At 71.0% G+C, this 26,505-nt stretch carries 19 protein-coding genes; 8 read left to right on the top strand and 11 right to left on the bottom strand.

The features are described from left to right. Positions 1–228: 228 nt before the first annotated feature. From ACFPIJ_RS51520 to ACFPIJ_RS51510, 3 genes are all read right to left on the bottom strand, one after another. The gene (locus tag ACFPIJ_RS51520; RefSeq protein WP_380126853.1) at positions 229–726 is read right to left on the bottom strand and encodes a hypothetical protein; all 498 of its coding nucleotides are present in this window, start codon (positions 724–726) and stop codon (positions 229–231) included. A gap of 107 nt (positions 727–833) precedes the next feature. Next, positions 834–2,033 (bottom strand): RNA polymerase sigma factor, encoded by a 1,200-nt coding sequence (locus tag ACFPIJ_RS51515; RefSeq protein WP_380126852.1) that lies wholly within the window; start codon positions 2,031–2,033, stop codon positions 834–836. Beyond that, positions 2,030–2,422 (bottom strand): YciI family protein, encoded by a 393-nt coding sequence (locus tag ACFPIJ_RS51510; RefSeq protein ID WP_203850250.1) that lies wholly within the window; start codon positions 2,420–2,422, stop codon positions 2,030–2,032. The genes ACFPIJ_RS51515 and ACFPIJ_RS51510 overlap by 4 nt, the downstream gene beginning before the upstream one ends. A gap of 152 nt (positions 2,423–2,574) precedes the next feature. On the opposite strand from ACFPIJ_RS51510, the gene xylB reads away from it, so the two are divergent. Then, entirely contained in the window at positions 2,575–3,960 is a 1,386-nt protein-coding gene (xylB, locus tag ACFPIJ_RS51505; protein ID WP_380126851.1) for a xylulokinase, read from the top strand. Here the strand turns inward: xylB and ACFPIJ_RS51500 are convergent. Both ACFPIJ_RS51500 and ACFPIJ_RS51495 read right to left on the bottom strand, forming a co-directional pair. After that, positions 3,957–4,634 carry an MBL fold metallo-hydrolase gene (locus ACFPIJ_RS51500; RefSeq protein WP_380126850.1) on the bottom strand — a complete coding sequence of 226 codons (678 nt, stop codon included), beginning with the start codon at positions 4,632–4,634 and terminating at the stop codon, positions 3,957–3,959. The two genes, xylB and ACFPIJ_RS51500, sit on opposite strands and share 4 nt — an antisense overlap. A gap of 121 nt (positions 4,635–4,755) precedes the next feature. After that, the gene (locus ACFPIJ_RS51495; protein ID WP_380126849.1) at positions 4,756–6,156 is read right to left on the bottom strand and encodes an MFS transporter; all 1,401 of its coding nucleotides are present in this window, start codon (positions 6,154–6,156) and stop codon (positions 4,756–4,758) included. A gap of 23 nt (positions 6,157–6,179) precedes the next feature. Between ACFPIJ_RS51495 and ACFPIJ_RS51490 the strand changes: the two genes are divergently transcribed. After that, positions 6,180–6,608 (top strand): MerR family transcriptional regulator, encoded by a 429-nt coding sequence (locus ACFPIJ_RS51490; RefSeq protein ID WP_380126847.1) that lies wholly within the window; start codon positions 6,180–6,182, stop codon positions 6,606–6,608. 21 nt (positions 6,609–6,629) lie between these two features. Here the strand turns inward: ACFPIJ_RS51490 and ACFPIJ_RS51485 are convergent, their stop codons facing one another. The 6 genes from ACFPIJ_RS51485 to ACFPIJ_RS51460 form a co-directional block, all read right to left on the bottom strand. After that, positions 6,630–8,135 carry an alkaline phosphatase PhoX gene (locus ACFPIJ_RS51485; protein WP_380126846.1) on the bottom strand — a complete coding sequence of 502 codons (1,506 nt, stop codon included), beginning with the start codon at positions 8,133–8,135 and terminating at the stop codon, positions 6,630–6,632. 391 nt (positions 8,136–8,526) lie between these two features. Beyond that, entirely contained in the window at positions 8,527–11,073 is a 2,547-nt protein-coding gene (locus ACFPIJ_RS51480; protein WP_380126845.1) for a glycoside hydrolase family 2 protein, read from the bottom strand. Then, entirely contained in the window at positions 11,070–11,909 is an 840-nt protein-coding gene (locus ACFPIJ_RS51475; protein ID WP_380126844.1) for a carbohydrate ABC transporter permease, read from the bottom strand. The genes ACFPIJ_RS51480 and ACFPIJ_RS51475 overlap by 4 nt, the downstream gene beginning before the upstream one ends. Beyond that, positions 11,906–12,850, bottom strand: a complete 945-nt coding sequence (locus tag ACFPIJ_RS51470) for a carbohydrate ABC transporter permease (RefSeq protein ID WP_380126843.1) — start codon at positions 12,848–12,850, stop codon at positions 11,906–11,908. Before ACFPIJ_RS51470 ends, ACFPIJ_RS51475 begins: the two co-directional genes overlap by 4 nt. Before the next feature lie 136 nt (positions 12,851–12,986). Continuing rightward, complete coding sequence (locus ACFPIJ_RS51465; protein WP_380126842.1) at positions 12,987–14,294, bottom strand: ABC transporter substrate-binding protein; 1,308 nt, start codon at positions 14,292–14,294, stop codon at positions 12,987–12,989. 205 nt (positions 14,295–14,499) lie between these two features. After that, a complete protein-coding gene (locus ACFPIJ_RS51460) occupies positions 14,500–15,354 on the bottom strand; it encodes a LacI family DNA-binding transcriptional regulator (RefSeq protein WP_380126841.1) in 855 nt (284 codons plus the stop codon). Between the two features lie 131 nt (positions 15,355–15,485). On the opposite strand from ACFPIJ_RS51460, the gene ACFPIJ_RS51455 reads away from it, so the two are divergent. From ACFPIJ_RS51455 to ACFPIJ_RS51430, 6 genes are all read left to right on the top strand, one after another. Further along, entirely contained in the window at positions 15,486–16,670 is a 1,185-nt protein-coding gene (locus tag ACFPIJ_RS51455; RefSeq protein ID WP_380126840.1) for an ROK family transcriptional regulator, read from the top strand. Between the two features lie 95 nt (positions 16,671–16,765). Beyond that, positions 16,766–17,665, top strand: coding sequence for a CE1 family esterase (locus ACFPIJ_RS51450; RefSeq protein WP_380126839.1), 900 nt, complete (start codon positions 16,766–16,768; stop codon positions 17,663–17,665). Between the two features lie 20 nt (positions 17,666–17,685). Next, positions 17,686–18,939, top strand: coding sequence for an MFS transporter (locus tag ACFPIJ_RS51445; RefSeq protein WP_380126838.1), 1,254 nt, complete (start codon positions 17,686–17,688; stop codon positions 18,937–18,939). A gap of 309 nt (positions 18,940–19,248) precedes the next feature. Continuing rightward, on the top strand, positions 19,249–21,753 hold the full coding sequence (locus ACFPIJ_RS51440; RefSeq protein ID WP_380126836.1) for a galactose-binding domain-containing protein: 2,505 nt from the start codon (positions 19,249–19,251) through the stop codon (positions 21,751–21,753). A gap of 14 nt (positions 21,754–21,767) precedes the next feature. After that, a complete protein-coding gene (locus tag ACFPIJ_RS51435; protein ID WP_380126835.1) occupies positions 21,768–25,052 on the top strand; it encodes a glycosyl hydrolase family 95 catalytic domain-containing protein in 3,285 nt (1,094 codons plus the stop codon). 146 nt (positions 25,053–25,198) lie between these two features. Next, positions 25,199–26,505, top strand: a 1,307-nt coding sequence (locus tag ACFPIJ_RS51430) for a GDSL-type esterase/lipase family protein (RefSeq protein WP_380126833.1), incomplete at its 3' end; no start/stop codon positions are given.

Here is a 26,505-nt window from a genome sequence, read left to right as displayed (position 1 = left end):
TGCCCGACCTACCAGCATCAACATGCTGAAGGTGAAGGAGGATTACCTGCATATCAAGCATGAGCGGATGTCCATCCGTCGTTGCCGAGCATCAACGCATCGGTAACGACGCCTGCTCCGTCGCGGCGCTGGACGCGGTGGCGCACGCTCGGGCGTCGCGGGTTCGAGTCCCGGCACTCTTTGTAGGAACGGCGAACGCCCCCTGCTGGAGCAGGGGGCGTTCGGCGGTCAGACGCGGGCGGCCATGCGGGACAGCACCATCGCGAAGTGCTCGCTGCCCTTGGGGACCTCGACGAACTGGCCGTCCTTCGAGGTGAAGGCGCCGGTGATCGGCAGGACGCCGCCGCGGAGGGCGAAGATGAGCCCGATCAGCAGGGCGAGCAGGCCGACGGCGAAGAGCAGCCCGGAGGTGTCGTTGTTGAGGGCGAACGCGCCCACGAACAGCAGCAGCCCGAGCGCGAGGAGGCCGAAGCCGACGCTGAAGCGGGTCTTGCGCTCGGAGGCGCACTCCTCGCACCACGGCCAGGCCGGGGCCTTGACCGTCTTGCGCAGGGCCATGACCACGATCAGGTACGGCAGCGCGCCGACGATGATGAGCGGGGCGGCCCAGACCGGCGGCTTCGAGATGATTTTTACGGCCTTGGTCTCGATGGCGGCGTGGCCGTGCTTGGCGCAGACCTGCGGCAGGGCGCCGGCGGCGACCCGTGAGGCTGGAATTCGAATCATTGCGGGCTCCCCGTGGAGGATCGATACCGGCCGCGTAGATTCGCACGTCGGCGGACCGGTCCGGTTCACCCGGAAGGTCAGAGTTCGCACTGCTGAACAGCCAAGATCTACCGGGTCAGCTTCCGGTTGAGGTACCGCTGCTCGGGCAGGCTCGTCGTGAGCCGGGCGGCGATCCGGTACTGCTCGTCGGCGGCGTCCGGCTCGCCGTTGAGGTCGAGCAGGTGGGCGCGCACGGCGTACAGCCGGTGGTGCCGTTGCATGGCCGGGTCGTCCAGCAGCGGTTCCAGCATGGCGAGGCCGGCCGCAGGGTCGTGCGCCATGGCGACGGCGACCGCGTGGTTCAGCGTGACGGCGGGGCCCGGCGCGACCCGGCTCAGCATGTCGTACACCACGCTGATCTGCAGCCAGTCGGTTTCCTCATACGTTGCGGCCTCGGCGTGCACCGCGGCGATGGCGGCCTGCAACTGGAACCTGCCGACGTGGCCGCGGGGGAGGGTCCGTTCCAGCAGTTCGACACCCTCGGTGATCAGGTCGCGGCGCCACAGCGAGCGGTCCTGCTCGGCGAGCGGCACGAGGTCGCCGGTGGGGTCGACCCGGGCGGGGGAGCGGGCGTGGGTGAGCAGCATGAGGGCGAGGGCGCCGGCGACCTCGGCGTGGTCGGGCAGCGCGGCGTGCAGCTGCCGGATGAGCCGGATCGCCTCCTCGGCGAGCTGGACGTCGAGCAGGGCCTCACCGGACGTCCGCGCGTACCCCTCGGTGAACACCAGGTGGCACACGTCGATGACGGCCGCGACCCGGTCGGGCAGCTCCGGCTCGGACGGCATGACGAACTGGGCGCCGGCCTGGCGCAGCGCGGTGCGGGCCCGGGTGAGGCGTTGCGTCATCGTGCGGGCCGGGACGAGGTACGCGGCCGCGATCTGCTCCACCCCGAGGCCGGCCACCGACCGCAGGCAGAGCGCGACCTGCGACGGGCGGGTCAGCGCGGGGTGGCAGCACAGGAAGAACAGTCGCAGCGTGTCGTCACGGTCGGGGATGTCGAGGTCCTCGGGGCGTTGCGCGGCGTCGAGGGTCTCGCGGCGGATCCGGGCCGAGTCCGCGCGGGCGCGGTCGATCAGCCGCCGGGACGCGACCGTGATCAGCCAGCCTCTTGGCGAGTCGGGCACGCCGTCGACCGGCCACTGGGCGGCGGCCGCCTCAGCCGCCTCCTGCAGCGCCTCCTCGCAGTCTCCGAGGTCGGAGTACCTGCGCAGCAGCGCGCCGAGGACGTGCGGCGCCTCGCGGCGCCACACGTCGTCGAGGGCTTTCACTGGTCGTCGCCTCCGGGCCACATCATCGGCCGCAGCTCCACCGTCTCGTCCGGGCCGGAGAACCGGGCGGCGACCTCTTCGGCGCGGGCCTTGCTGTCGACGTCGATGAGGAAGAAGCCGGCCAGGTGTTCCTTCGCCTCCGAGTACGGCCCGTCGCTGGCGAGGGGTTCGCCGTCGCGCCACCGGTACAGGCGGGCGCCGGCGGGGTCGCCGAGTGCCTCGCCGCCGAGCAGCTCGCCGTTGGCCTGCAGCTCGGTCATGACCTGCTCGAACTCCGCGTTCAGCCGCTTGCGGACGTCGTCGGGCAGGGCCTGGTGGGCGGCGAGGTAGTCGCTCGTCGGGTGGCCCCAGGGCTGCGGGTTGGAGTGGATCAGGATCACGTACTTCATCGGTTTCTCCTTGCTTGCGTGACGGCGCTTCCGTCGCTCGCCTGGTACGTCGGAGCGCCCCCACCGATGTCTACACGGTCGAGCAGAAAATTGTTGCCGTGTCCCGGAGAGGTTTGGCAGAGTTATGAACTAACCGGATGGGAGGCATTGTCATGACGCTGGTTGCCGGAGTTGACTCGTCGACCCAGTCCACCAAGGTCGTGGTGTGCGACGCGGACAGCGGAGAGGTGCTCCGCGAGGGCCGCGCCCCGCACCCCGACGGCACCGAGGTCGACCCCGAGCTGTGGTGGGCCGCGTTCGAGCGGGCCGGCGAGGGGCTGCTGGACGGGGTCGCGGCGATCGGCGTCGGCGGCCAGCAGCAGGGCATGATCTGCCTCGACGAGGCCGGCGAGGTGGTGCGCCCCGCCCTGCTGTGGAACGACACCCGCTCGGCGCGCGCCGCCGCCGACCTCACCGGCGAGTTCGGCGGGCCGCGGGCGTGGGCCGACGCGGTCGGGCTGGTGCCGGTGGCCAGCTTCACGGTCACCAAGCTGCGCTGGTTCGCCCGCGCCGAGCCGGAGCTGGCGGCCCGGACCGCCGCGGTGCTGCTGCCGCACGACTGGCTCACGCACCGGCTGCGCGCGGGCGGGGGAGCGCCGACGACCGACCGTGGCGAGGCGTCCGGCACCGGGTACTGGTCGCCGGCGGCCGGGGAGTACCGCCGGGATCTGGTGCGGCTCGCCTTCGGCCGGGATCTGGCGTTGCCCCGGGTGGCCGGGCCCGCCGAGGTGGTCGGCGAGACCGCATCTGGCGCGCTGCTGTCGGCCGGGACCGGGGACACCATGGGCGCGGCGCTCGGCGTCGGGCTGCGCCCCGGTGACGTGGCGGTGTCGCTGGGCACGTCGGGGTGTGCGTTCGGGCTGAGTGACGTGCCGACCGCGGACGCGAGCGGCCTGGTGGCCGGCTACGCCGATGCGACCGGCCGGTTCCTGCCGCTGGTGTGCACGCTCAACGCGGCCCGGGTGCTGGGCACGGTCGCCGACCTGCTGGGCCGGTCACCGGCCGGGTTCGACGAGCTGGCGCTCTCGGCGCCGCCGGGTGCGGGCGGGCTGACGTTGCTGCCGTATCTGGACGGGGAACGCACCCCGAACCTGCCCGGCGCCCGTGGTCTGCTCGCCGGGCTGTCCCGGGCGAACGCGTCGGCGGCGAACCTGGCACGGGCCGCGGTGGAGGGCATGCTCGGCGGCCTCGCCGACGCCCTCGACGCGCTGCGCGCCCAGGGCGTGCCGGTCGAGCGGGTGCTGCTGATCGGCGGCGCGGCCAGGTCCCGTGCGGTGCAGGCGATCGCGCCGGCGCTGTTCGGCGCGCCGGTGAGCGTGCCGAGCCCGGTCGAGTACGTCGCCCTCGGCGCGGCGCGGCAGGCGGCCTGGGCGCTGTCCGGTGGTGCCGAGCCGCCGCAGTGGCCGGTCGCGGCCGAGGAGGTCACCACCGCAAGCACCCCGCAGGTGCACGAACGCTACGCCGACGTCCGCCAACGGGCGCTGGAGCTGATGACCTAAGAGCGGTGACGGGCGGTGAAGTCGCGGAAGCGGGCCACCGCGTCGCCGGTGACGGCGGAGCCGTGGCCGAACACGGCGACCCGGAAGTCGAGCTCGGCGAGCCGGGCCGCGCTGCGCAGGGCCAGGGCGGGGTCGGCGCTCACCACCCGGGGCGTCGGGCGCACCCGGCCGAACATCGCGCTGGCCGCGTCCCCGGCGAAGAGCACCCCACCGGCCCGGTCGAGCAGGAACGACACGTGCCCGGGGGTGTGGCCGGGCGTGTGCACGGCGGTGATGCCGGGGACGCCGGTCGGGCCGTCGCCGTCGAGGATCCGGTCGACCGGCGCCGGGTCGGCCTTCAGGAACGGCGCCGACAGCCGCATCACCCAGTGGTGGATCGGCTGCGGGCGTTCGCCGGTGATGACCGCGACGTCCTGGCGGTGCGCGACGACCTGGGCGCCGGTGCGTTGCCGCAGGTCGGCGAGGGAGCCGATGTGGTCGGGGTGCTGGTGGGTCAGCAGGATCGTGTGCAGGTCGGCGAGGTCGCGGCCGGTCCGGCGGACGGCGAGGGCGAGCTTCCCGGCCCGGCGGGGCAGGCCGGTGTCGACGAGGACGAGGCCGTTGTCGACCTCGATCAGGTGCGCGTGCACGTAGCCGGACCTGAGCTCCCACACGCCGTCCACGATCCGCCGCACCGCAGCCCCTTTCGCCTGTTCGCGCGGAGCGCGGGCCTGACTCAAGCCTGTGCTCGCGCGGAGCGCGGGCCCGACTCAGCCTGCGCGAACCGGGTCGCGCCGGCGGCGGCATGCCGGAAATTCACTCTTCCCGCACGAGGACCTGAGCGGTGCGGCGCGCCCACGCGCCGGTGCTGAGGGCGGCGAGGGCGAGTATGGCCAGGCCCAGGGCGTACACCAGCCACCACACGCCGTGCTCGGCGTCGGTGAAGGCCGTGCCGCCGCTGACGGACCCGACGACGGTCCCGGCGATCGCGACGCCAAGGGTGGTGCCGGTCTGCCGCCCGGCGGAGGCCAGGGACGTCGCCACGCCCGCCATCGAGCGGGGCATGCCGGCGACGGCGGTGTTCGTGATCGGCGGGTTGACGGTGCCCTGGAAGACACCGAAGAGGAGATAGACGGCCAGCACCAGCGGCAGCGGGGTGACCGGCCCGATCAGCAGCGACAACAGCCCGCCGAGCGCCAGGGCACCCCCGGCGACCATCAGTGGCAGCCGCGGTCCGCGTGTTGCGATCAGGCGGCCGGTGTACGGCGAGAGCGTCGCGATCAGTACCCCGATCGGCAGCAGGCACAGCCCCGCTCGGAAGGCGGACAGGCCGCGGACGTGTTGCAGGTAGAGCGTGGTCACGAACAGGAACGCGCCGAACGCGCACAGGGCACAGCCGGCCATGAGGATCGCCGAGGTGAACGGCACGCTGCGGAACAGGCGCAGTTCGAGCAGTGGGTCGGCGCGGCGCGGTTCGTAGGCGGCGATGCCCGCGGCGGCCAGGACGGCGGCGGCCAGCGGCAGGAGCACGATCGGCGACGTCCAGCCGGCCCGGTTGGCCTCGATGACGGCGAAGACGGTGCCGCCGAGCACCACGACGACGAGCAGTTGCCCCACGGGATCGAAGCGGCGGGCGCGGGGCGCGCGGGACTCCGGCACGAGCAGCGTGGTGAGGATCAGGGCGCCGAGGACGATCGGTACATTGATGAAGAACACGGCACGCCAGCCGGGACCGTCGACCAGGGCGCCGCCGAGGACCGGGCCGAGCGCCAGTGACAGGCCTGACATCGCGCCGAACACGCCGATTGCCCTGGACCGCTCGGCGGGGACGGGGTAGGTGTTGGCGATGATGGCGACCGCGACCGGGTTGAGCATGGTGCCGCCGGCCGCCTGCACGACCCGCGCCGCGACGAGCCAGCCCACGGAGTCCGCCAGGCCGCACAGCAGCGAGCCGGCCCCGAACACGGCCAGGCCGAGCTGGAAGACCCGTTTGCGCCCGAACCGGTCGGCGCTGGACCCGGCCAGGAGCAGGAACGCGGCCAGCACGAGGGTGTAGGCGTCGACCGTCCACTGCAGGCCGGTCATGGACGCGTCGAGGTCGCGCTGGATGTGGGGCAGCGCGCTGTTGACGATGGAGATGTCCATGACGACGACGATCATGCTGGCGCAGCAGACGGCCAGGACGAGCGACCGCCGGCGAGCGCTGAGTTCGGTCATCAGGCGACGCTAAAATTGCGAGCGTGCTCGAAGTCAAGCGGTCCGAGGCGGGCATCACGATCGCCGAGGCGGCCCGCCGCACCGGCGTGAGTGTGCACACGCTGCGCTACTACGAGCGGGCCGGGCTGGTGATCACCGAGGTCGACCGCACCCAGGGCGGCCGGCGCCGCTACCGCCAGCTGGACCTGGACTGGATCCTGGTCTGCACCAGGCTGCGCGCCACCGGCATGCCGATCAGGGCGATCCGGCGGTATGCCGAGCTGGTCGCCGACGGGCACGGCAACGAGGAGGAGCGGCTCGAGGTCATGGAGGACCACCGGGCCGAGGTCCTGGCGAAGATCGAGGAACTGCGGGACAACCTGGAGCTCATCGACCACAAGATCGGCGTGTACCGGGGGCGGCTCGCCGCCGGTGACGCCGACCGGCTGTGGGCACCCCCGACCGCCCCGTGAGAGCGGCCGGGGGCGGTGGAATCAGCCCAGGTAGCGACCCCACGGGCCGGTGATGGCCAGGGTGATGCCGGGGACCTGGATGTTGACGAACAGGACCTTGCCGTCCGGGGAGAACGTCGGGCCGGTGAACTCGGAGTAGGTCGGCGAGCCGTTGGAGGTGCCGTTGCTGAGCATGTTGCGGGCGATGGCGTAGGTCGGGCCGCCCGGCACCGAGCTGAGCACGTGCGAGGCGCGCACGCCGTCCTCGGCGAGGACGAGGGTGCCCCACGGGGTGACGGTGACGTTGTCCGGGCCGTCGAAGGTCAGGTCGGCGTACTTCGGCGCCGGGCCCTCGCCCTCGGCGGCGGCGTTGTGCGGGAAGTACGAGACCAGCGTGATGGTCTGGTCGGAGTAGTCGTAGAACCAGACCATGCCGTCGTGCTTGGTCGCGTCGGCGGGCAGGTCGTTGGCGCCGAAGGCGAAGCTGTTGACGATGTAGCAGCCCTTGCGGGTGCTCCAGACGCCCTCGAACTTCTTGCCGCGGGTCACGGTGCCGTCGGCGAACTGGGTGCGGACCGGCTTGGTGGTCGCCTCCCGGTCCGGGACCTCGATCCAGGTCACCTTGAACGGCCGGCCGATCTGCGCCGAGGTGAGGTAGGCGACGTCCGGCAGGATGCTGCCGTCGTCGAGGCGGATCTGCATCGCCTCGAGCTTGCCGGCGGTGTCGCTGAGCGTGTTGGCGATGCCGAGACCGAGCCGGCGGCCGTCGGTGGAGCTCCACCGGTAGAACAGGCCGTTGGGGCTGCTGGCGTCCTCGGACAGGTACACGTGCTTCAGGTCGGGGTCGATCGCGAGCGCCTCGTGGTCGTAGCGGCCGAACGCCTTGATGGGCTTGGGGATCTGCTTGCCGGACTCGGCCTGCAGGACCTCGAAGACGTAGCCGTGGTTCTTCTCGTAGGTGCCGGTCTGCCCGCCCGCGGTCCAGGTGGCGCCGGCGTTGATGGTGGTCTCCTCGCAGGTGAGCCAGGTGCCCCACGGGGTCACGCCGCCGGCGCAGTTGCGCACGGTGCCGGAGATGCCGACCCACTCGCCGGTGCGCCGGCCCTGCCCGTCGGTGGTGATGACGGTGCAGCCGCCGGCGTTGATCGCGCCCGGGTCGTAGACGGTGCCGGGGATGTGCTGCACGCCGAACGCCGACAGGTGCGGGCTCAGCTCGTGGTTCTGGATGATCGTCAGCTTGTTGTGGCCGGCCGCGACCACGCCCGCACCGTCGTGGTAGCCGGGGGTCTTGCCCTGGCCGCCGGACAGCTCGGTGCTGCCCTCGCGGGTGACGATGTTGTACGTGAAGCCCTCGGGCAGGGCGAGGATGCCGTTGGGGTCGTCCTTCAACGGCGGGAACGGGCGCCCACCCGACGACGGGCCGCCGCCGGGCCAGTGCGCCTCGTGCGCGGCGGCGGGCTCGGCGAGGGTCGGCAGCACCCCGGCGACGGTCAGGCCGACGCCCGCTGCGGCCCCACCACTGAGAACCTGACGGCGAGAAACTGTCACGGTGGCACTCTCCAAATACGCGACTGCGGGATTTCCTTGAGCAGCCTCGGAGGCGCCGGTGAAGCGGGCCGAAACGGATGGCGAACGTCAGGTGTCGCGGGAACCACCTTCGACGCCGATCGTGGTTAGGCGAGCCTAACAAACACACCGTCAGCTCCGACCCGCTGACGCTGCACACCCTCAGAACCGTGGTCGTGGGCTCGCTGCTCACCTTCCGGGGCGAGCAGGACGTGATCACCCCGGCGGCGTCGGCCAGGCGGTTCTTCGACGACGCCACCGCACCGGTCAAGGACTTCGCACTGATCGGGGAGGCGAGCCACTGGGCATCGTTCCGCCACCCCGACCAGTTCCTCGACCTGATGCTCACCAAGGTCCGCCCGGCCGTCCCCCTCTACCCGGTGACCTCGCCGAACGACCGGACCGCGAGGTCCAGGACGGCACCGTCCACAGTGGATGAACGGATGGCACCGCCGTCGCGGCGGGTGACGCGGAAGACGTGCTGCTCGCCCGGCAACAGCGTGACGAGGGCGTCGTCGACGACCAGGTCGGGCCCCTCCAGGCCGAGCGACCCGGCAAGCCGGTCGGCGAACACGCACACGTCGCGCAGGACCGTCCCCGCGGTGACCGTGACCCTCAGCTCACCACGGGCCACGGCGACCTCGACCCGGCGCTCCGGCCGCGGCGCCGTCAGCTCCCGCTCCGGGCGGTAGCTCCACGTGGTCCGCACCCCGTCGACGTCCACGACCAGCAACTCGGCATGCGGGTCCGTGGGCCGGCCGACCCCGGAGTCGACCGGCACACGGACCAGGCCACCGGCCGGGCACGACAGCGACAGGTCGGCCCGGGCATGCTCCTGGCCGTTCAGCCCGACCCGCCGGATCAGCACCTGCGGATGCCAGTCCGCGGCACCGTCGTTGACGAGCGCGAGCACGAGTCCCGCATCGCCGGTCGGGTCATGGGTCGGACCCGGCTGCACCGGCTGGATCGTCGCCAGCCGTGGCGCGAACGAACGGCGCAGCGCATGCCACAACGGCTTCTCGATCCCCGCATGGTCCACCGCCGACCAACTGATCGCCGGCCAGCAGTCGTTGAGCTGCCACACCACGACCCCACCGCACCGCTCCCGGGACCGCAACCACTCCACACCGGTCGCGACGGCCCGGGCCTGGACCACCTGCGTGGCGAAGTGCCAGTCCGCGCCCGTGGCCGGGGCCGGCACGTGCGGCTGCAACCCCCGGGTGAGCTTGTGCAGGCCGTCGATAGCCCGCAGATGGTGCTGCGTGAGGGACGAGTCGGGGCCCGGCGTCTGCCCGTCCAGGACGCGTTCGAGCGTGGTCCACGCGGCCGGGCCGCACCAGCCCATCTCCGCGACGAACGACGGATCGTGGTCGCGGTAATGCACGTAATCGTTGTCGTTCCACGGATTCCACAGATGCGTCGGGCCGTGGCTGTCAGCCACCGGATCCCGGTCGAGGCTGCCGGACCAGGGCGAGTTCGGCAGATACGGGCGGGTCGGGTCGAGCCGCGCCAGGACCCGGGGGAGCACATCGAGGTAGTACGCCGCACCCCAGCCACGATCGCCGAGCTGGTCCGCCCAGCCCCAGTGATGCCGGCCGAGCACCGTCTCGTTGCCACCGCACCACAGCACCAGGCTCGGATGCGCGGACATCCGCGCCACCGCCTGCTCAGCCTCGGCCGTGACGAGCTCGACCATGTCGTCGTCCTCGCAGTACGCCGCGCAGGCGAACAGGAAGTCGTGCCAGACCAGCACACCACGCTCGTCACACGCGTCCAGGAACTCCTCGGTCGCGAAGTGCCCGCCACCCCACACCCGCAGGAGATTGGCGTTGCCGGCGACGGCCTGCTCGATCCGCCGGACCACGCGCTCAGGGGTGGCCCGGCCGGCGAAGGTGTCATCCGGGATCCAGTTGTAGCCACGCACCCGCACCTGACGGCCGTTGACGACCAGCGCCCACCGGGTGCCGAACTCGTCCGGGGCCTCCTCGACGGCCACGGAACGCAGACCGATGCGGGCGGCGGCCGCGTCGAGCACCACGCCGTCGTGCTCGATCGTCGTCTGGATGCGGTACAGGGGCTGCCCGCCGAGCCCGATCGGCCACCACAGCTCGGGGCCCTCGACCGGCACGGTGATCGCGACCTCGGACCCGGTGACCGTTTTCGTCGCGGCTCCGGCCGTCGTGCCGTCCGGGCCGGTCAGCTCGACCCGGACGAGGGTGCCCGCCGGCGCGTCGACCCGCACGTGCGCCGTCACGTGGGCGGTGCCGTGGTCGTCGGTGAGCCGCACGAGCGGCCGGACATGCTCGATCCGCCCCGTGTACGTCTCCAGGCGGATCCCGCGCCAGATCCCGGCGGTCACGTGATGCGGCCCCCAGTCCCAGCCGAAGTTCGCCGCCGCCTTCCGCACGTGCGCGTACGGCTCGTCATACGGGCTGGGCAACGGCCCGTGCGCGCGCTCGTGGGCAAGCGCGGCGTCCCAGGCCGAGGCGAACCGCACCTCGACGAGGTTGTCACCCGGCTGCAGCACGTCGTCGACCCGCCACCGGTACTGCAGATGCTGATCCTGCGCGGCACCGACCCGCAGCCCGTTGACGAACACCGCGGCGATCGTGTCCAGACCGTCGGCGACGAGATCGGTGCGGGCACCCGGGGTCGGCGACCACCGCACGTGCCGCTGATAGTTCCAGCGGGAATGCCCGACCCACAGCTGCTCGCGCTCGCCCCAGCCGACGTCAGGGTCGTCGATGAGCCCGGCAGCGAGGAGCGCCGTGTGCACCTCGCCGGGCACCTGCGCGGGAATGGTCGCGGTGCGCACCGCGTCGGGAACGGTCGCCGGACCGGCGGCCCAGGTGAGCTGCCAGGTGCCGCCGAGGTCGTGCCGGACAGCGGTGGCGGTCGTCGCCTGCGTGGTGAGTGTCATCCCTTGACCGCCCCTGCGGTGAGTGCTTCCTGCATACGGCGGCTGGAGATTGCGTACGTGACGTAGACCGGCAGCAGTGTGAGCACGGTGCCGGCGGTCAGCACGCCGAAGTTGGTGGCGTCGGAGATGAGGGTGGGCAGGGCGACCTGCACGGTGCGCACGTCCGGCGCGGTGCCGGTGATGGTGAGGGAGAACAGGTATTCGTTCCAGAACGTGAGCAGTTGCAGGATCGTCACGCTGACCAGCCCCGGCATCGCGATCGGGATGAACACGCTGATCAGCAGCCGCCAGTGGCCGGCGCCGTCGAGGGCGGCGGACTCCACCAGGGCCGGCGGGACGGTGCGCATGAACTGGGTGAGCAGCAGGACTGACAGCGGCAGGGCGCTGGCCGGTAGGAACAGCATCTGGAACTCGCGGGTGTAGAACAGGTCCAGCTTGATCGCCAGGATGACGGTGGGGATGAGCGCGGCGAACGGCGGGATGAGGAAGCCGGCCGAGAATGCGCCCGTGATGACGCGGGCGAGGCGGTTGTCCTGGCGGGCCAGGGCGTACGCGGCGGGCAGTGCGAGCGCGAGGGTCAGCACGATGGCGACGGCGGAGATGAGCACGGAGTTGAGCAGTGCGCCGCCGAGGTCGGCGGTCCGCCAGGCGGTGCTGAAGTTCTCCCACAGCCAGTGCGTGGGCAGCGCGAACGGCCGGGTGAAGATCTCGATGTTGGTCTTGAGGGCGCTGACGGCGAGGTAGTACAGGGGCGCGGCGAGCAGCAGTGCGTAGAGCCACGACAGGACGGTCGCGGCCGGTCCGCCGGTGCGGCGGGGTCGGCGGATGGTGGTCATCGAGGGTTCTCCCGGGGGCTGCGCAGCAGTACGTGGATCAGGGCCATCCCGGCGATGCCGAGGAGGAGGAGCACGACGCCGACCACCTGGCTGTAGCCGAGGTCCCGCTGGGCGAAGGCCTTGGCGTAGACCAGGTAGGACAGGGTGGTGGAGGAGGTGCCGGGTCCGCCCTTGGTGAGCAGGAGGATGAGGGCGGCGGAGGTGAACAGCGTCCAGAGGTACTGCAGCATGGTGAGGGTGCGGACGTAGTCCTTGACCATGGGGAACGCGATCTGCCACATGGTGCGGAACCGTCCGGCGCCGTCGATGCGGGCCGCTTCGAGCACGTCGGCCGGGAGGCTGGCGAGGCGGGCGGCGAACAGGACGGCGGTCCAGCCGATGCCGCGCCACAGGTCGATGGCGATGAGGGTGGCGAGGGCGGTGCTGGGGTCGGCGAGCCAGGCGGTGGCCCAGGTGTCGAGGCCGGCCGCGCGCAGGGCGCCGTTGACGCCGCCGTCGGGGGACAGGACGCCGTAGAAGACCATGCCGGTGACGGAGATGGAGATGAGGCCGGGCGAGAAGTACAGGATCGACAGGATGCGGTACCCGCGGGGCCGGCTGTTGAGGTGGTAGCCGAGCATGAACGACAGCGGGATCATCAGTGGGATGGCGACGGCGACCTGGACGGCGCTGTTGCGTATCGCGGCGTAGAACGTGGGGTCGTCGAAGACCTTGGTGATGTTCTCCGTGCCGGCGTAGGTCGGTTCGTACAGCAGACCTTTCCACCGCAGGGTCGCGATGACGAACATCGCGGCGAGGGGGCCCACGGCGAAGACGGCGAACCACACCAGGGACGGCACCGCCAGCCAGAGCACGCGGGGGGAGTGCAGGCCGCGTTTTCGGGGGCGGGTGCGGGTCGGCCGCGCGGCGGCGGGGCGGGCCAGGGTGCTGGTGGAGGACATCTGACGTTCCTTCGGACTTGGCGGGGGCCGCCGCGGCTGGCGGCCCCCGCGCGACTGGCTGGGCCGCCGCGGACGGCGGCCCTGCGCGACAGGCTGGGGCCGCCGCCGACGGCGGCCCCAGCGCGACTGGCTTGGGTCAGCCCTTGGTGGCGGTGTCGAGCCCGGCGCAGATCTGCTGCGGCGTCGACTTGCCGTAGGCGCCGGTGAGGACCTGGATGATCCGGTCGGACGCGGCGCCGATCCAGACGTCGGGCAGCACGGCGTAGTCCACGGTGGCGTCCAGGCCGAGCGACTGTGACAGCAGCGGGTTGGTGGCGTACGAGGCGAAGTCGCCGGTGGTGGGCGGCAGGATGCCGGAGTCCTTGACGAAGTCGCCGACGGACGTGTCGGCGTAGAACTTCGTGATGAACTTGCGGAGGTTGTCGATGCGGCCCGGCTCGGCGCCCTTCTTCGTGATCATGAAGCCGACGCCGGTGAAGCCGCGGAACGCGGTCGGCTTCTTGAAGGTGGCGCCGCTGGGGATCGGGAACCCGCCGAGGGTGGTCTTCTTGTCGATGCCGGTGCCGGACGCCGTGGACTCGGTGTAGGCCCAGGATCCGGCGGGCATGATCGCGGACTTGCCGGAGTAGTACGACGCGTACATGGCGTCGGCGGTGAGCCCGGCGGCGTTGTCGACGAACACGCCGGCGTCGCGCAGCTGGGTGAACAGCTTGATGCCTTCCAGGACCGACGGCGTGGCGCAGTAGCCGCCCTTCTGCATGACCTGCTGCAGGCTCGACGCGTCGGTGTAGGACTGCGCGATCTGGTAGAAGAGCTTCTGGCCGGTCCAGTCGTTGCCGCCGACGGCGAGGGGTCCGACGCCGGCTGCCCGCAGCTTCGCGGCCGCGGCGATGAGCTCGTCGGTGGTCGCCGGGATCTTGTCGACGCCGGCCTTCTTGAGCAGTTCGGAGTTGTACCACAGCGGCCAGCTGAACCCGGAGAACGGCAGGCCCTGCAGCTTGCCGGCGGGGGCGCCGCCGACCCGCCACTCGTTGAGCGCCGCGGGTTTGATCTTGTCGGCGAGGCCCCAGTCCTTGACGTACTGGTCGGCCGGGACGGTGACGCCGGTGTCGAGCCAGCCGAGCGTCTTGTCGAACAGGTTGACGATGACCAGGTCGGGCGACTTGCCCGCGGCGACGGCGTTCTCGACCTGGTCGTCGATGGTCTCGAGGCCCTCGGTGACGTTGACCTTGATGCCGGTCTCGGCGGTGAACGCCTGGAAGACGCGGTTCTGGGCGGCCGCCGCGGAGTTGCCGGCCGACCAGCGGGTGACGACGTCGATGGAGTCGGGGGCGGCGGTCTTCTCGTCTGAGCCGCAGGCGGCGAGCGCGGGGCCGAGGGCGACGGCGCTGATGACGAATGCGGCCACGGCGCGCACGGCCCGCGGCCTGGTGCGGTGGTCCATAGGGAGTCCTTTACGTCTTGGGCAGGAAGGGGTGATTGCGCATCGACGCAGGGATGGCGCGTCGGAAGGGGTGCCGACACAGCGTGTCCGACCGCACCGGCGAAGTCAATAACAAAGATTTTTAATCTATGAACTAGCGGGACCGACTCCTGGTAGCTGTTGTGCACCAGGCTGCGACGGGGTCACCTGCGCCCCGCCGGCACGGCTACCGGCTGGAGCGGCGGACCACCAGCCGCGCCGGCGCCGTGCGCACCACCCGCGGCTCGTCCCCGGACAGCGCCTCGGCCAGGCAGGACCCGACCAGCTCGCCCAGCTCCTGCACGTCGTGGCTGACGGCGCTGAGCGGCGGCTCCGCCAGCTGGCACAACGCCGAGTCGTCCCAGGCGACCACGGACAGCTCGGCCGGCACGGCCACCCCGAGGCGGTTCGCCTCGTGCAGTGCGCCGAGCGCCATGACGTCGTTGTCGAAGACCAGCGCGGTGGGCCGCTGTTCGAGGGCCGCGAGGGCGGTGACCGCGCGCACGCCCGCGGCCTCGGAGTAGTCGCCGTCGAACGACGTCGTGCGGATGCCGTGCTCCGCGGCGACGGCCTCGAACGTGTGGCGGCGGATGATGGTGTGCGCCATCTGCGCCGGGCCGCCGACGTGGCCGAGGTGTGTGTGACCGGCCGCGGCCAGCTGCACCACGACGTCGCGCATGGCGACCTCGTCCTGCGTCCACACCGTCGGCAGCCCCTCGGCCGTGACCGGGTCGCCGATGACGACGCACGGCAGGCCCAGCCGCTTGACCAGCGCCACCCGCTCGTCGCCGGGCAGCAGGTCGATGAGGATGACCCCCTGCACCTGGCCGAACTGCGCCCAGGCCCGCATCCGCTCGACCGCCTGCGGCACCGTGGCGACCACCTGGAGCAGCACCGGCACCCCCAGCGGGACGAGGACGCGTTCGATGCCCGCGATGAACTCGTGGAAGAACGGCTCGGCGCCCAGAACCTCCGCGTCGCGCACCAGGGCCAGCCCGACCGGCGTGCCCTTCGACACCGAGGCGGTGGGTACCGCGGCCATGAGCGCCTCCTCGTGGATTAACCTTCGTCCCCGTAACGTAGTCGTGCGACAGCGTACGGCGAGACGAGAGGCGGTTGAGCGTGGCGCGACGGGAGTCCGCGGCCGCAGGGCCCGGTAGCCGTGCGCTCATCGTGGACCTCATCCGGTCCTCCGGCCCGATCAGCCGGGTCGAGCTGGTCAAGGCGACGGGCCTCACCCAGCCGACGATCTCCAACATCGTGCGCCGGCTCATCGACGACGGCGTGGTGCGCGAGACCGGCGACCTGGTCGCGACCCGCGGCAAGCCCCGCTCCATGCTGGTCATCAACTCCCGCGCGGCCTACGGCGTCGGGATCCACGTGGCCGCGGACGCGCTGACCTGCGTGGTCACCGACACCCGCGGCGGCACCGTCGGCCGCCAGCTCGTCGCCGCCCCCTCCGGCGGCAGCCCGTCCGAGAGCCTGGTGGCCCGGCTCGCCGACCTGTACCACGAGGTCACGCAGGGCCTGGGCCTGCCACCGCAGAGCGTGGCCGGCATGGCCGTCGTCGGCCCGGGCCCGGTCGACGTGGCGCGCGGCCGGTTCCTGTCGCTGCCCGGCCCGCAGCGGCCGGCCGGGCTCGACCTGGCCCACGCCCTGACCGGCCGGCTCGGCGTGCCGGTGCTCGTCGACAGCGACGCCGCGGCCGCGACCGTCGGGGAGTTCTGGGGGCGGCAGGTGTCGCGGGAGCGCACCTTCGGCTGCCTGTACATGAACTCGGGCATCGGCTCCGGCGTCGTGCTCGACGGCGCCCTGCACCGCGGCGCGAGCTCCAACGCGGGCAAGCTCGGCCACCTGGCCGTCGTCCGCGACGGCGAGCGGTGCCACTGCGGCAACCGTGGCTGCCTGGAGCAGTACGCCGCGCCCCGCGTCCTCGTCGCCCGGGCCCGGTCGATGCCCGGCCTGGCCGCCCGGCTGCGGATCCGGGACGAGGACCCCGACGCGCGGGCCTTCGACGTGCTGGCCCGGGCCGCGATCTACGGCGACGAGCAGGCGTCCGCGCTGATCGACGAGTCCGCGGAGCTGCTCGCCGAGGGCGCGGTGCTGCTGGCCAACCTGTGGGACATCGACACGCTGGTGCTCGCCGGTCCCGGGTTCGCGGTCGCGGGATCGATCTACGTCACCGAGATCCGGCGCCGGCTGGCGGAGGGCGCGTTCGCGCGGGACGTGCACGACGTGCAGGTCGACCTGTCGAGCAACCCGAGGGACTCGGCGGCGATCGGTGGGGCGGCGCTGGTGCTGCAGGGCTCGGTGGCCCCCGGCCACGGGCCGCAGGTGTCCGCCCGGGCTTCCGCATGATCCGGTAGACCTTGCGCACCCCTGGGTGCACAGGCTCTACCGGATCATGGGAATTTGAGTTTCGTCGATCGCACGGGTACGGGCAGGATCGACGTATGGCGAGACTCGGCTGGATCGGTGTGCTGGTGTTGGCCGTCCTGGCGGCGTGCGGGGCGGCACCGGAGGCTGAGCAGCCTGAGCAGGTCGGGCCGGGCGCGACGGTGACCGTCCCGTTGAGCGGGCGGCCGTTCACGTTGCGGCTGCCCACCTCGTACGCCACCGGCACGGCGATGCCGCTGGTGGTGCTGCTGCACGGGTTCGGGTCCGATGCGCGCGAGGCCGGGGACTACTTCGGGCTGGCCGCCGAGGCCGACCGCCGTGGGTTCCTCGTCGCGGCACCCGACGGCACGAGGAACACCCGCAACGAGCGGTTCTGGAACGCGACCGACGCGTGCTGCGACTTCGACCGCAGCGGCGTCGACGATTCGACGTATCTCCAACAACTGATCGATGCGGTGAAGGCCGCGCATGCCGTCGACGCGGCCCGGGTGTACGTCGTCGGGCATTCGAACGGCGGATTCATGGCGTACCGGATGGCGTGCGAGCACGCGGACACCGTGACGGCGATCGTCTCGCTCGCCGGTGCCGTGGCGGACGACGCCACCGGGTGCGCACCGTCGCGGCCGGTCGGCGTGCTGCAGATCCACGGCACCGCCGACGACACCATCCGCTTCGACGGCGGCAGGAACGGCGGCCGGCCCTACCCCTCGGCCGCGACCGGCGTCGAGCGGTGGCGGCGGCTCAACGGCTGCTCGGACCAGATCACGCCGGCGGCCAAGCTGGACCTCGAGGTTGTCCTGCCCGGCGCGGAAACCACCGTGACCAGCTACCAGTCGGGCTGCCGCGACGGCGGCCAGGTGGTGCTGTGGACGATCAAGGACGGCGGGCACGTGCCGCAGCTGTCGGCCGCCTTCACCCCGGCGGTCATCGACCACCTCCTCGCCCAGCACCGCTGACCGGCAGCGAGGGAGCCGGCATGGGCAGGGTTCGACCCGGCCGCGCGGACCGGCGGCTGAGCCGCCCCGCGTGGTGGTTCGTCGGCGGGTACGGGCTGTCGGCCGTCGGCACCGGGCTCTGCTACCCCTTCCTGGCGATCTACCTGCACCAGTTGCAGGGGCTGCCGGCCGGGGAGACGGCGGTGCTGCTGCTCGTGCTCGCCGGCGCCGCGGTGCCGATGTCGGTATACGGCGGTGCGCTCGTCGACCGGCGCTCGCCCAGGGCGGTCGCGGTCGGTGCGTTGCTGGTGCAGACGGCGGGATGGCTGCTGCTGGCCGCCGGGCGCGGTTACGCCGCCCAGCTGGTGGCGCTGCTCGTCATCGGCGTCGGCACCGGGCTGTTCCTGCCGGCCGTGATCCCGATCATCGCCAGGCTCAGCGGCAGCGAGGAGGCCAAGGTCCGCACGATGTCGATGCGGTACCTGCTGCTCAACGTCGGCCTGGGCGTCGGCGGCGGGCTCGGCGGCCTGCTGCTGGGTGCCGCGACCGACGCCACCTACCGGTGGCTGTTCGCCGCCGACGGCGTCAGCTGCGCGCTGTACGCCGTGGTGATCGCGGTCTTCGTCCCCCTGCCGCGGGACGTCGAGGCGGTCGGGTCCCAGCGGAAGACCCTGGCGCGGTTCCGGCCCGGGCGCAGCTACGTGCTGCTGCTGGTCGCGCAGCTGCTGCTGGTGACGTTCGGGATGGCGCAGTTGGACAGCGGCGTGCCGCTCGCCGTGCGCACCGACCTGGGCGGCTCCACGACGCTGGTCGGCGCCTTGTATGCCGTCGGCACGTTCGTCGTGCTGGCCGGGCAACTGCCGGTGTCCCGCTGGGTGGAGCGGGTGCACAAGACACGTGCGCTGATCGCGATGAGTCTCGCGTGGGCAGGTGCGTGGCTGGTCGGCTACGCCGCGGGTGCCGTGAGCGGCGGGGCCAGGGTCGCGCTGCTCGTCGTCATGATGGTCACGTTCGCGCTCGGCGAGTGCGCCTACAGCCCGGCGTTCTACCCGCTCGTGGAGCGGCTGGCCCCGCCCGGCACCCTGGGCCGGGCCACCGGCGCCGCGTGGGCGACGTTCCAGGTCGGCAACACGGTCGGGCCGCCGGTCGCGGTGTACCTGATCAGCACGCCCGTCCCGCTCTGGCTGGTGCTCGCGGCCGCGGCAACGTCCGCCGCGGCGCTGGTGTTCGCCGTGGACCGGCGGATGCACGCACCGGCGGAGCCGGACCGGACCCTGACCACCGTCGCCGGGTAATACGTGGCGATCGACGGCAAGCCTCTAGCGCGAACCGGCCGATCCCGGGTACCGTCCGCGGATCAGCCGATCCGCCCGGTTGACGTCCATCCACGACAAGCTTAGATTAATAATCTAACTTTGTGACCCCGAGGTCATCGGCGGCCTCGAGGGCACCACGGTCCGACCGTAACCGCCGCGGTCGGCCCACCTTCCGCACACCCCGCCAACCGCCTGAGTCCTCGCCAGGCGGCGATGCCCCCTGTCACCGCCGCCGTCCACTGGTGACCGGCGATCACCGTGGAATCCGCCATCCGCAAAGGACCCCACATGAAACACCGCAGAACCCGCCCGGCGACACGATTCGCGGGCGGGATCACGGCGCTCTGCGCCGCCGCCGCTGTCGTGATCACCGTGGTGACCGCAGGACCGGCAGACGCCGCAGCGCCGCGGGTCATCCACGTCGCCAAGAACGGCAACGACGCCAACGCCGGAACCCAGGCCGCGCCGTACCTGACCATCAACCGCGCCGCGCAGGAGGCGCAGCCGGGCGACACGGTGCTCGTACACGCCGGGCTCTACCGCGAAACGGTCAAGCCCGCGCGCGGCGGCACCGGCGAGACGGCCCGCATCACCTACACCAGGGCCGGCGACGGCGACGTCGTGGTCAAGGGCTCCGAGGAGATCAACAGCTGGGTGCGCGGCACCGGCAACGTCTGGAGCGTCACGCTGCCCAACACCTACTTCGGCGGCTACAACCCCTACGCGACCGGCCACCCGCAGGGCGGCGGGGGAGCCACCTTCCCCGGCTACAACGCCGGCGACGTCTACCTCGACGAGCAGGCGTACAGCGAGAAGCCCGCGCTCAGCGACGTGCAGGCCGCGCCGAACACCTGGTTCTCGCAGGTGTCCGGCAGCAACACGACGATCTCGGCGAACTTCAACGGCGCCGACCCGAACGCCAAACTGGCCGAGATCAACGTGCGGCGGCAGATCTTCGCCCCGGACGCGTGGGGGCTGGGGTACATCACCGTCGACGGGCTCATCGTGAAGCACGCGGCGAACACCTACTCGGACTTCCCGGACAGCCCGACGCGGCGGCAGGCCGGCGCGATCAGCGTCAACGGCGGGCTGCGCTGGATCATCCAGAACAACGTCGTCGTCAACGCCCGCACGATCGGCATCGACATCGGCCTCGGCAACGACGAGTGGGCCGGCAACCGGCCCGGCACCACCCGGACGAACTTCCGCGAGACCAGCAAGTACGGCTCGCACATCGTGCGCAACAACTACATCGGCAAGTCCGGGCAGTCCGGCATCGCCGGTGTCTTCTCGTGGAACTCCGACATCCTCTACAACATGATCGAGGACACCAACTACCGCAACGAGTTCAGCGGCGCGGAGACGGCCCCGATCAAAGTGCACTACATGAACGAGGGCCTCATCAAGGGCAACTACATCAAGAACTCCCGCGGCGGCAACTCCGCCGGCATCTGGACCGACTGGGGCAACCAGAACGTCCGGGTCACCGGCAACATCGTCATGAACGCCCCGTGGGGGTACTACGCCGAGGCCGTTCACGGCCCGATCCTGGTGGACAACAACGTCTTCATCGGCAACAGCGACATCCGCACGCTGGACGCCACCGGCATCGTCTTCGCCAACAACCTGTTCATCGACAACGGCCGGTTCGCCATCGACGGCGGCGGCCGGGACGCGTACTACTTCCAGCCGGGCACGATGAACGAGTCGACGGCGCTGACCTCGCCGCAGAAGGACTTCTGGTACAACAACCTGGTCCAGGGCTCGACCCTGCCGGACAACGCGACGGGCAAGACGCACGTGAAGGAAGGCAACTTCGCAGGCGTCGTGTCCAACGTGCAGTACACCGCGACCAACACGGCCATGCAGCTCAGCTTCAACCTCAACGCCACCGGCATCAGCGGACTGACCCCGGCGACCAGGGCCCGGGTCGGCACCATCCCACGGGCCAACGAGAGCATCGCCGCCGACGTGACCACCGACTTCTTCGGCGGCGCGATCAACACCGGCAACGTCATGGCCGGGCCGTTCGCCGGTGCGAAGAACGGGGCCAACACGTTCACGCTGTGGCCGCCGGCCGGGCAGACCGTGCCGAAGCCGCCCGCGCCGCCGGTCGGCGTGCCGGTGAACCTGTCGCGCACCGCCGCCGCCCGGGCCACCGCGTCCTATCAGGACGGTGCGCTCGTCGCCGCGAACGCCATCGACGGCAACACCGCGTCGCGCTGGTCCAGCGACCACAGCAACGACAACAACGCCTGGATCACCGTCGACCTCGGCGCCCCCGCCGCGGTCACCTCGGCGGTGCTGTCGTGGGAAGCCGCCTACGCCAGGGGATACAAGGTCCAGGTCTCCGACAACGGGACACAGTGGACGGACGTGTACTCGACGACCACCGGTGACGGCGGCAACGACACCGTGAACATCGGCCGGACGACCCGCTACGTCCGGATGCAGGGGGTCACCCCGAACACCCAATGGGGCTATTCGTTGTGGGAGTTCGAGGTGTACGGCACGCCGGCGGGCGGCACGGGACCGACGGTCTACGGCGACGCCGGCTACGCCGGCACCTCGGCGACGCTCGGCGTCGGCAGCTACGACCTGCCGCAGCTGCAGGCCGCGGGCATCGCCAACGACAGCATCTCCTCGATCCGGGTGCCGGCCGGCTACCAGGTCACCGGCTACGCCGACGCGGGCTTCGCGGGCACCGCCTGGACCTTCACCGCGGACACCGACAACCTGCTGCCCACGGGCAACAACGACGCCATCTCCTCGCTGCGCATCGCCACCCGGTGAAGGACGGACACACCATGAGACGCAACACAAAGCGGCGACTGCTCGGCATCGCCCTGGCCGTGCTGGTCCTCGGCACGGCCGCGGTCCGGCTGCCGGCCGCCCTCGCCGACACCGTCAACCTCGCCCGCAACTCCGCCGCCCGCGCCACCGCCTCCTACCAGGACGGCACGCTCGTGGCCGGCAACGCCATCGACGGCAACGGCAGCACCCGGTGGTCCAGCGACCACAGCAACGACAACAACGCCTGGATCTCCGTGGACCTCGGCGCCGCCTACCCGGTGACCACAGTGGTCCTGTCGTGGGAGGCGGCCTACGCCAGGGCGTACAAGGTGCAGGTCTCCGACAACGGGACACAGTGGACGGACGTGTCCTCCACGACCACCGGCGACGGCGGCTCGGACACGGTGACCGTCAACCGGACCACCCGCCACGTCCGGATGCAGGGCGTCACCCCGAACACCCAGTGGGGCTATTCGCTGTGGGAGTTCGAGGTGTACGGCGAAGGCCCGCCGAATGGTGGCGGCGGCGGCAGTGGCTCGGCGACGGTCGCGCCCTCGACGACCTACCCGCAGACCTACGGCGACTGGGCCAACGGGCTCCTCGCCGGCAACGGCAAGCAGGGCATCATCGTCTTCGGCAACCCGCGCAACGAGACCGTGGTCTTCAACGACAAGCGGTTCTTCATGGCGCGCTCGGAGGCCCGCCCGCACCGGACCTTCAACACCGTCAGCGCGGACAACATCAACCGGATCCGGGACCAGCTGATCGCCGGGCAGTACCAGTCGGCGAACCAGCTCGCGGCCGACGTCCAGGGCTACGGCGGCGGCGGTGAGGGCAGCAAGCATCCGGGCTTCAAGATGACCATGCAGATGCCCGACGCCGGCACCGTCCGCAACTACGTGCGCTCCACCGACTACGCCAACGGCGTGGTGTCGGTGAAATGGACCGACGACAAGGGCAACTGGCAACGCGACTCGTTCGTGTCGCGGACCGACGGCATCACGGTGCAGAACCTGCCGGCGCCGAGCGGGCAGCGGCTGAACGTGACGCTCGGCCTGTCCGTCGACGCGGGCATGAACCTGACCAACAAGGGGGTCACGTTCACCAACACCTCCAACGTGAACTTCCTCAACCTCCGGGCGAAGTACCCCAACGGCAGCTACAACGCCGGATACGAGGGCGTCACCCGGATCCTGACCGACGGCACGAAAACGATGTCGGGCACCAACGTGGTCGTCGCCAACGCCACCTACGTGACGCTGCTGTCGCTCACCCAGCGCTACAACGGCACCTACAACGGCGGCGTCACCGCCGAGACCGAATGGAACCGGCAGCTGCTGCAGTCGAGGCTGTCCGGGATCACCGACACCTACCAGGCGCTGCTGAACCGCCACACCAGCAACCACCGCGAGATCTTCAACCGGGTGTCCTACGACCTCGGCGCCAGCGCGTCGGACCGGGCCAAGTCCACCGAGCAACTGCTCACCGAGCAGAAGGCGTCGGGGAACCCGATCCCGGCATTGTACGAGCGGATGTTCTCCGCCGGCCGCTACCACCTGCTCGCCTCCAGCAACGACACGGCGGCACCGGACCTGCTCGGCAACTGGACCGGTGACAGCAACGTCGGCTGGGACGGCTACTACCACTTGGACGCGAACCTCAACCTGCAGATCTCCGGCGGCAACGTCGGCAACATGCCCGAAGCCATGGCCGGGTACTTCTACCTCAACCAGCAGTGGCAGGCCGACTTCCGCACCAACGCCCGCAAACTGCTCGGCACCCGGGGCATGCTGACCGGCGGCAACACCCCGAACGAGGAAGGGCTCATCTCCAACATCAACTTCGACTACCCGTACCAGTACGTCACCGGCGGCGAGTCGTGGCTGCTGTACCCGTTCTGGGAGTACTACCAGGTCAGCGGCGACACGACGTTCCTGGCCAACAAGTACTACCCGCTGATCCGGGACATGGGTGACTTCTACGAGGACTTCCTGGTCAAGAAGGACGCCAACGGCAAGTACATCCTCACCGGGTCGATCTCGCCGGAGAACCGCCCGGCGGGTGGGGTGCCGCTGGCGAACAACTCGGTGTATGACATCGCCGGGGCCCGGTTCGCCCTGTCAACGCTCATCAAAACGAGTCAGACGCTCGGCCGGGACGCTGACAAGATCCCGGTCTGGCAGGAGAAGCTCAACAACCTGCCGCCGTACCTCATCAACAACGACGGTGCCCTCGCCGAATGGGCGTGGCCCGGCCTGGCCAACCAGAACCAGTACCAGCACCGGCACTCCAGCGGCCTGATGCCCATCTGGCCGTACCGGGAGCTCACCCCGGAGACGAACGCGGCACAGTTCAACGCGGCCAAGGTGTTCCTGCAGAAGAAGGACGCCGGCAACTACGAGAACGCCGGCCACGGCCTGCTGCACGGCGCCCTGATCGCCGCCGACCTCAACAACGCCGGCTCGGTCAACGCGAAGCTGCTGCGGTTCGCCAAGGACGACTACTACTACAGCAGCATGGCCACCTCCCACTACAACAACCACAGCGTGTTCGCCACCGACGTGGTCAACTCCGTGCCCACGATCATGATGGAGATGGCGGCCGCCACCCAGCCGGGCACGATCGACCTGCTGCCGGCGATGCCCGCGGGCCTGCCGAAGGGCTCCATCAACGGCATGCTGGGCAAGGGCCAGTTCACCATCAACAACCTGACCTGGGACAACAACGCCCACACGGTCAAGGTGACGCTGACCTCGAAGATCAACCAGAACCTGACGGTGATCCAGCGCAACGGCATCGCCTCGATCACCACCGACGGCAGCCCGGTGCAGAGCTCACCGCTGGGCAGCATCGCCCGCGTTGTGCCGTTGCAGGCCGGCCGGGCGACCACCCTGAACATCACCACCACCGCGGGCCGGACCAACCTGGCGCTGGGCAAACCCGCCTCCGCGTCGTCGGAGTCGAGCAGCACGCAGACCGCCGCGAAGGCGTTCGACGGCGACCCGTCGTCGCGCTGGGCCGCCAACCAGAACGTGAACAACTGGGTGCAGGTGGACCTCGGCGGCACCGTCAACATCAGCGAGGTCGACCTGCTCTGGGAGGCGTCCTACGCCAAGGGGTACAAGCTGCAGGCGTCCACGGACGGCTCGACCTGGCGTGACCTCTACACCCAGGCGAACTCGTCCGGCGGCACCGAACGGATCCCCGTCAGCGGCCAGGCGAGATACGTCCGCATGCAAGGCACCCAGCTGTCCGGGCAATGGGGTTATTCGCTGTACGAGATGGAGGTGTACGGCTGACCAGCAGGGATGTGTGCAGGTGAGTGAAGGCCCGCGCGGGAGGGGATCGGCGTACCCTCCCGCGCGGCCGTTTGTCGGCACGGCGTGACCGGCGATCCGGGTTGGGCGCCCGCAGCACGGAATCTGAGCCTTGGAAAGGACAACACATGGTGAGCAACAAACGTCGGGGGAGAGCGCTGCGGGGGCTGATCGGCGGTGCCGTGTTCGCGGTGCTGCTCGCGACCGGTGCCGCCGCCCAGCTGGTCCACCCGCCGTCCGCCAGCGCCGCCGCAGACACACCGTGGACCGGCACCTGGGCGGTGGCGCCGCAGTCCGGTGGCGGCACCTTCAACCGGCAGACACTCCGTCAGGTCGTGCGGACCTCGATCGGTGGCACCGCTGCCCGCATCCGGCTGTCAAACGTGTTCGGCTCGCAGCCGGTCACCTTCGCCGACGTGCAGATCGCGCAGTCGGCCGGCGGATCGTCCGTCGTGACCGCCTCGGCCAGGACCGTGACGTTCGGCGGCGCCGGATCGGTGACGGTGCCGGCCGGCGGCTCCGCGATCAGTGACAGCATCGCCTTCGCGGTGGGTGCGGAGTCCGACGTCGCGGTGAGCTTCTACCTGCCGGCCGCGACCGGCAGCGCCACGCAGCACCAGCTCGGCAACCAGACCAGCTACACCGTGGCCGGCGACGCGTCCGGTCAGGCGACGCTGTCGAACCCGGCCACGAGCGGGTCGTATTCGTTTCTGACGAACCTCGACGTGCAGAACCCGGCGGCCGAGGGCGCGGTGGTGGCGCTCGGCGCCTCCCTCACCGACGGTTACGCCTCGGCCTTCGGCGCCAACCACCGGTGGCCGAACCTGCTCGCCGGCCGGCTCAACAGCGCCGGGCACACCGTCGGCGTGCTCAACGCCGGCATCTCCGGCAACGACCTGCTCAAGGACGGCGCCGGTCCCAGCGCGCTGAACCGCTTCCAGCGCGACGTGATCCAGCAGCCCGGCGTCAAGTGGGTGATCTTCTCCGACGACGCGATCAACGATCTCGGCGACGCCCACCCACCGACCGCCGCCCAGCTCATCACCGGCATCCAGCAGCTGATCGCCTCCGCGCACGCGGCCGGCCTGAAGTTCATCTGCTCCACGCTCACCCCGTTCAAGGGCGCCGGCTACTGGACCCAGACCGGCGAGAACGGCCGCGCGGCGATCAACGCCTTCATCCGGGGCGCCAACAGCGGCTGCGACCACATCCTCGACCAGGACGGTGCCACCCACGACCCGGGCGACGTGCAGCGGTTCCTGCCCGCCTACGACTGCGGTGACCACCTGCACCCCAACGACGCCGGCTACCAGGCCATCGCCAACGCCGTGGACATCGCGGCCATCTTCGGTGCCTCCGGCGGGGTGCGGGACGTGGCGCAGGGTCGGCCGACGCAGGTGTCCAGTGTGGGGTCGGGGACGAATCTGGGTGGTGC

This window comes from Dactylosporangium cerinum, from assembly GCF_042653625.1.
Taxonomy (GTDB): domain Bacteria; phylum Actinomycetota; class Actinomycetes; order Mycobacteriales; family Micromonosporaceae; genus Dactylosporangium; species Dactylosporangium cerinum.
Note: the sequence above shows the minus strand (reverse complement) of the source record. Positions and strands in the feature narration are given on the sequence as shown.

Coding starts and splice junctions, on each gene's coding strand:
- ACFPIJ_RS51440 (WP_380126836.1), top strand. CDS start 19,249: ATGAAACACCGCAGAACCCGCCCGGCGACACGATTCGCGGGCGGGATC.
- ACFPIJ_RS51475 (WP_380126844.1), bottom strand. CDS start 11,909: ATGACCACCATCCGCCGACCCCGCCGCACCGGCGGACCGGCCGCGACC.
- ACFPIJ_RS51495 (WP_380126849.1), bottom strand. CDS start 6,156: ATGACCGAACTCAGCGCTCGCCGGCGGTCGCTCGTCCTGGCCGTCTGC.
- ACFPIJ_RS51520 (WP_380126853.1), bottom strand. CDS start 726: ATGATTCGAATTCCAGCCTCACGGGTCGCCGCCGGCGCCCTGCCGCAG.
- ACFPIJ_RS51445 (WP_380126838.1), top strand. CDS start 17,686: ATGGGCAGGGTTCGACCCGGCCGCGCGGACCGGCGGCTGAGCCGCCCC.
- ACFPIJ_RS51435 (WP_380126835.1), top strand. CDS start 21,768: ATGAGACGCAACACAAAGCGGCGACTGCTCGGCATCGCCCTGGCCGTG.
- ACFPIJ_RS51470 (WP_380126843.1), bottom strand. CDS start 12,850: ATGTCCTCCACCAGCACCCTGGCCCGCCCCGCCGCCGCGCGGCCGACC.
- ACFPIJ_RS51480 (WP_380126845.1), bottom strand. CDS start 11,073: ATGACACTCACCACGCAGGCGACGACCGCCACCGCTGTCCGGCACGAC.
- ACFPIJ_RS51465 (WP_380126842.1), bottom strand. CDS start 14,294: ATGGACCACCGCACCAGGCCGCGGGCCGTGCGCGCCGTGGCCGCATTC.
- ACFPIJ_RS51510 (WP_203850250.1), bottom strand. CDS start 2,422: ATGAAGTACGTGATCCTGATCCACTCCAACCCGCAGCCCTGGGGCCAC.
- ACFPIJ_RS51450 (WP_380126839.1), top strand. CDS start 16,766: ATGGCGAGACTCGGCTGGATCGGTGTGCTGGTGTTGGCCGTCCTGGCG.
- ACFPIJ_RS51460 (WP_380126841.1), bottom strand. CDS start 15,354: ATGGCCGCGGTACCCACCGCCTCGGTGTCGAAGGGCACGCCGGTCGGG.
- xylB (WP_380126851.1), top strand. CDS start 2,575: ATGACGCTGGTTGCCGGAGTTGACTCGTCGACCCAGTCCACCAAGGTC.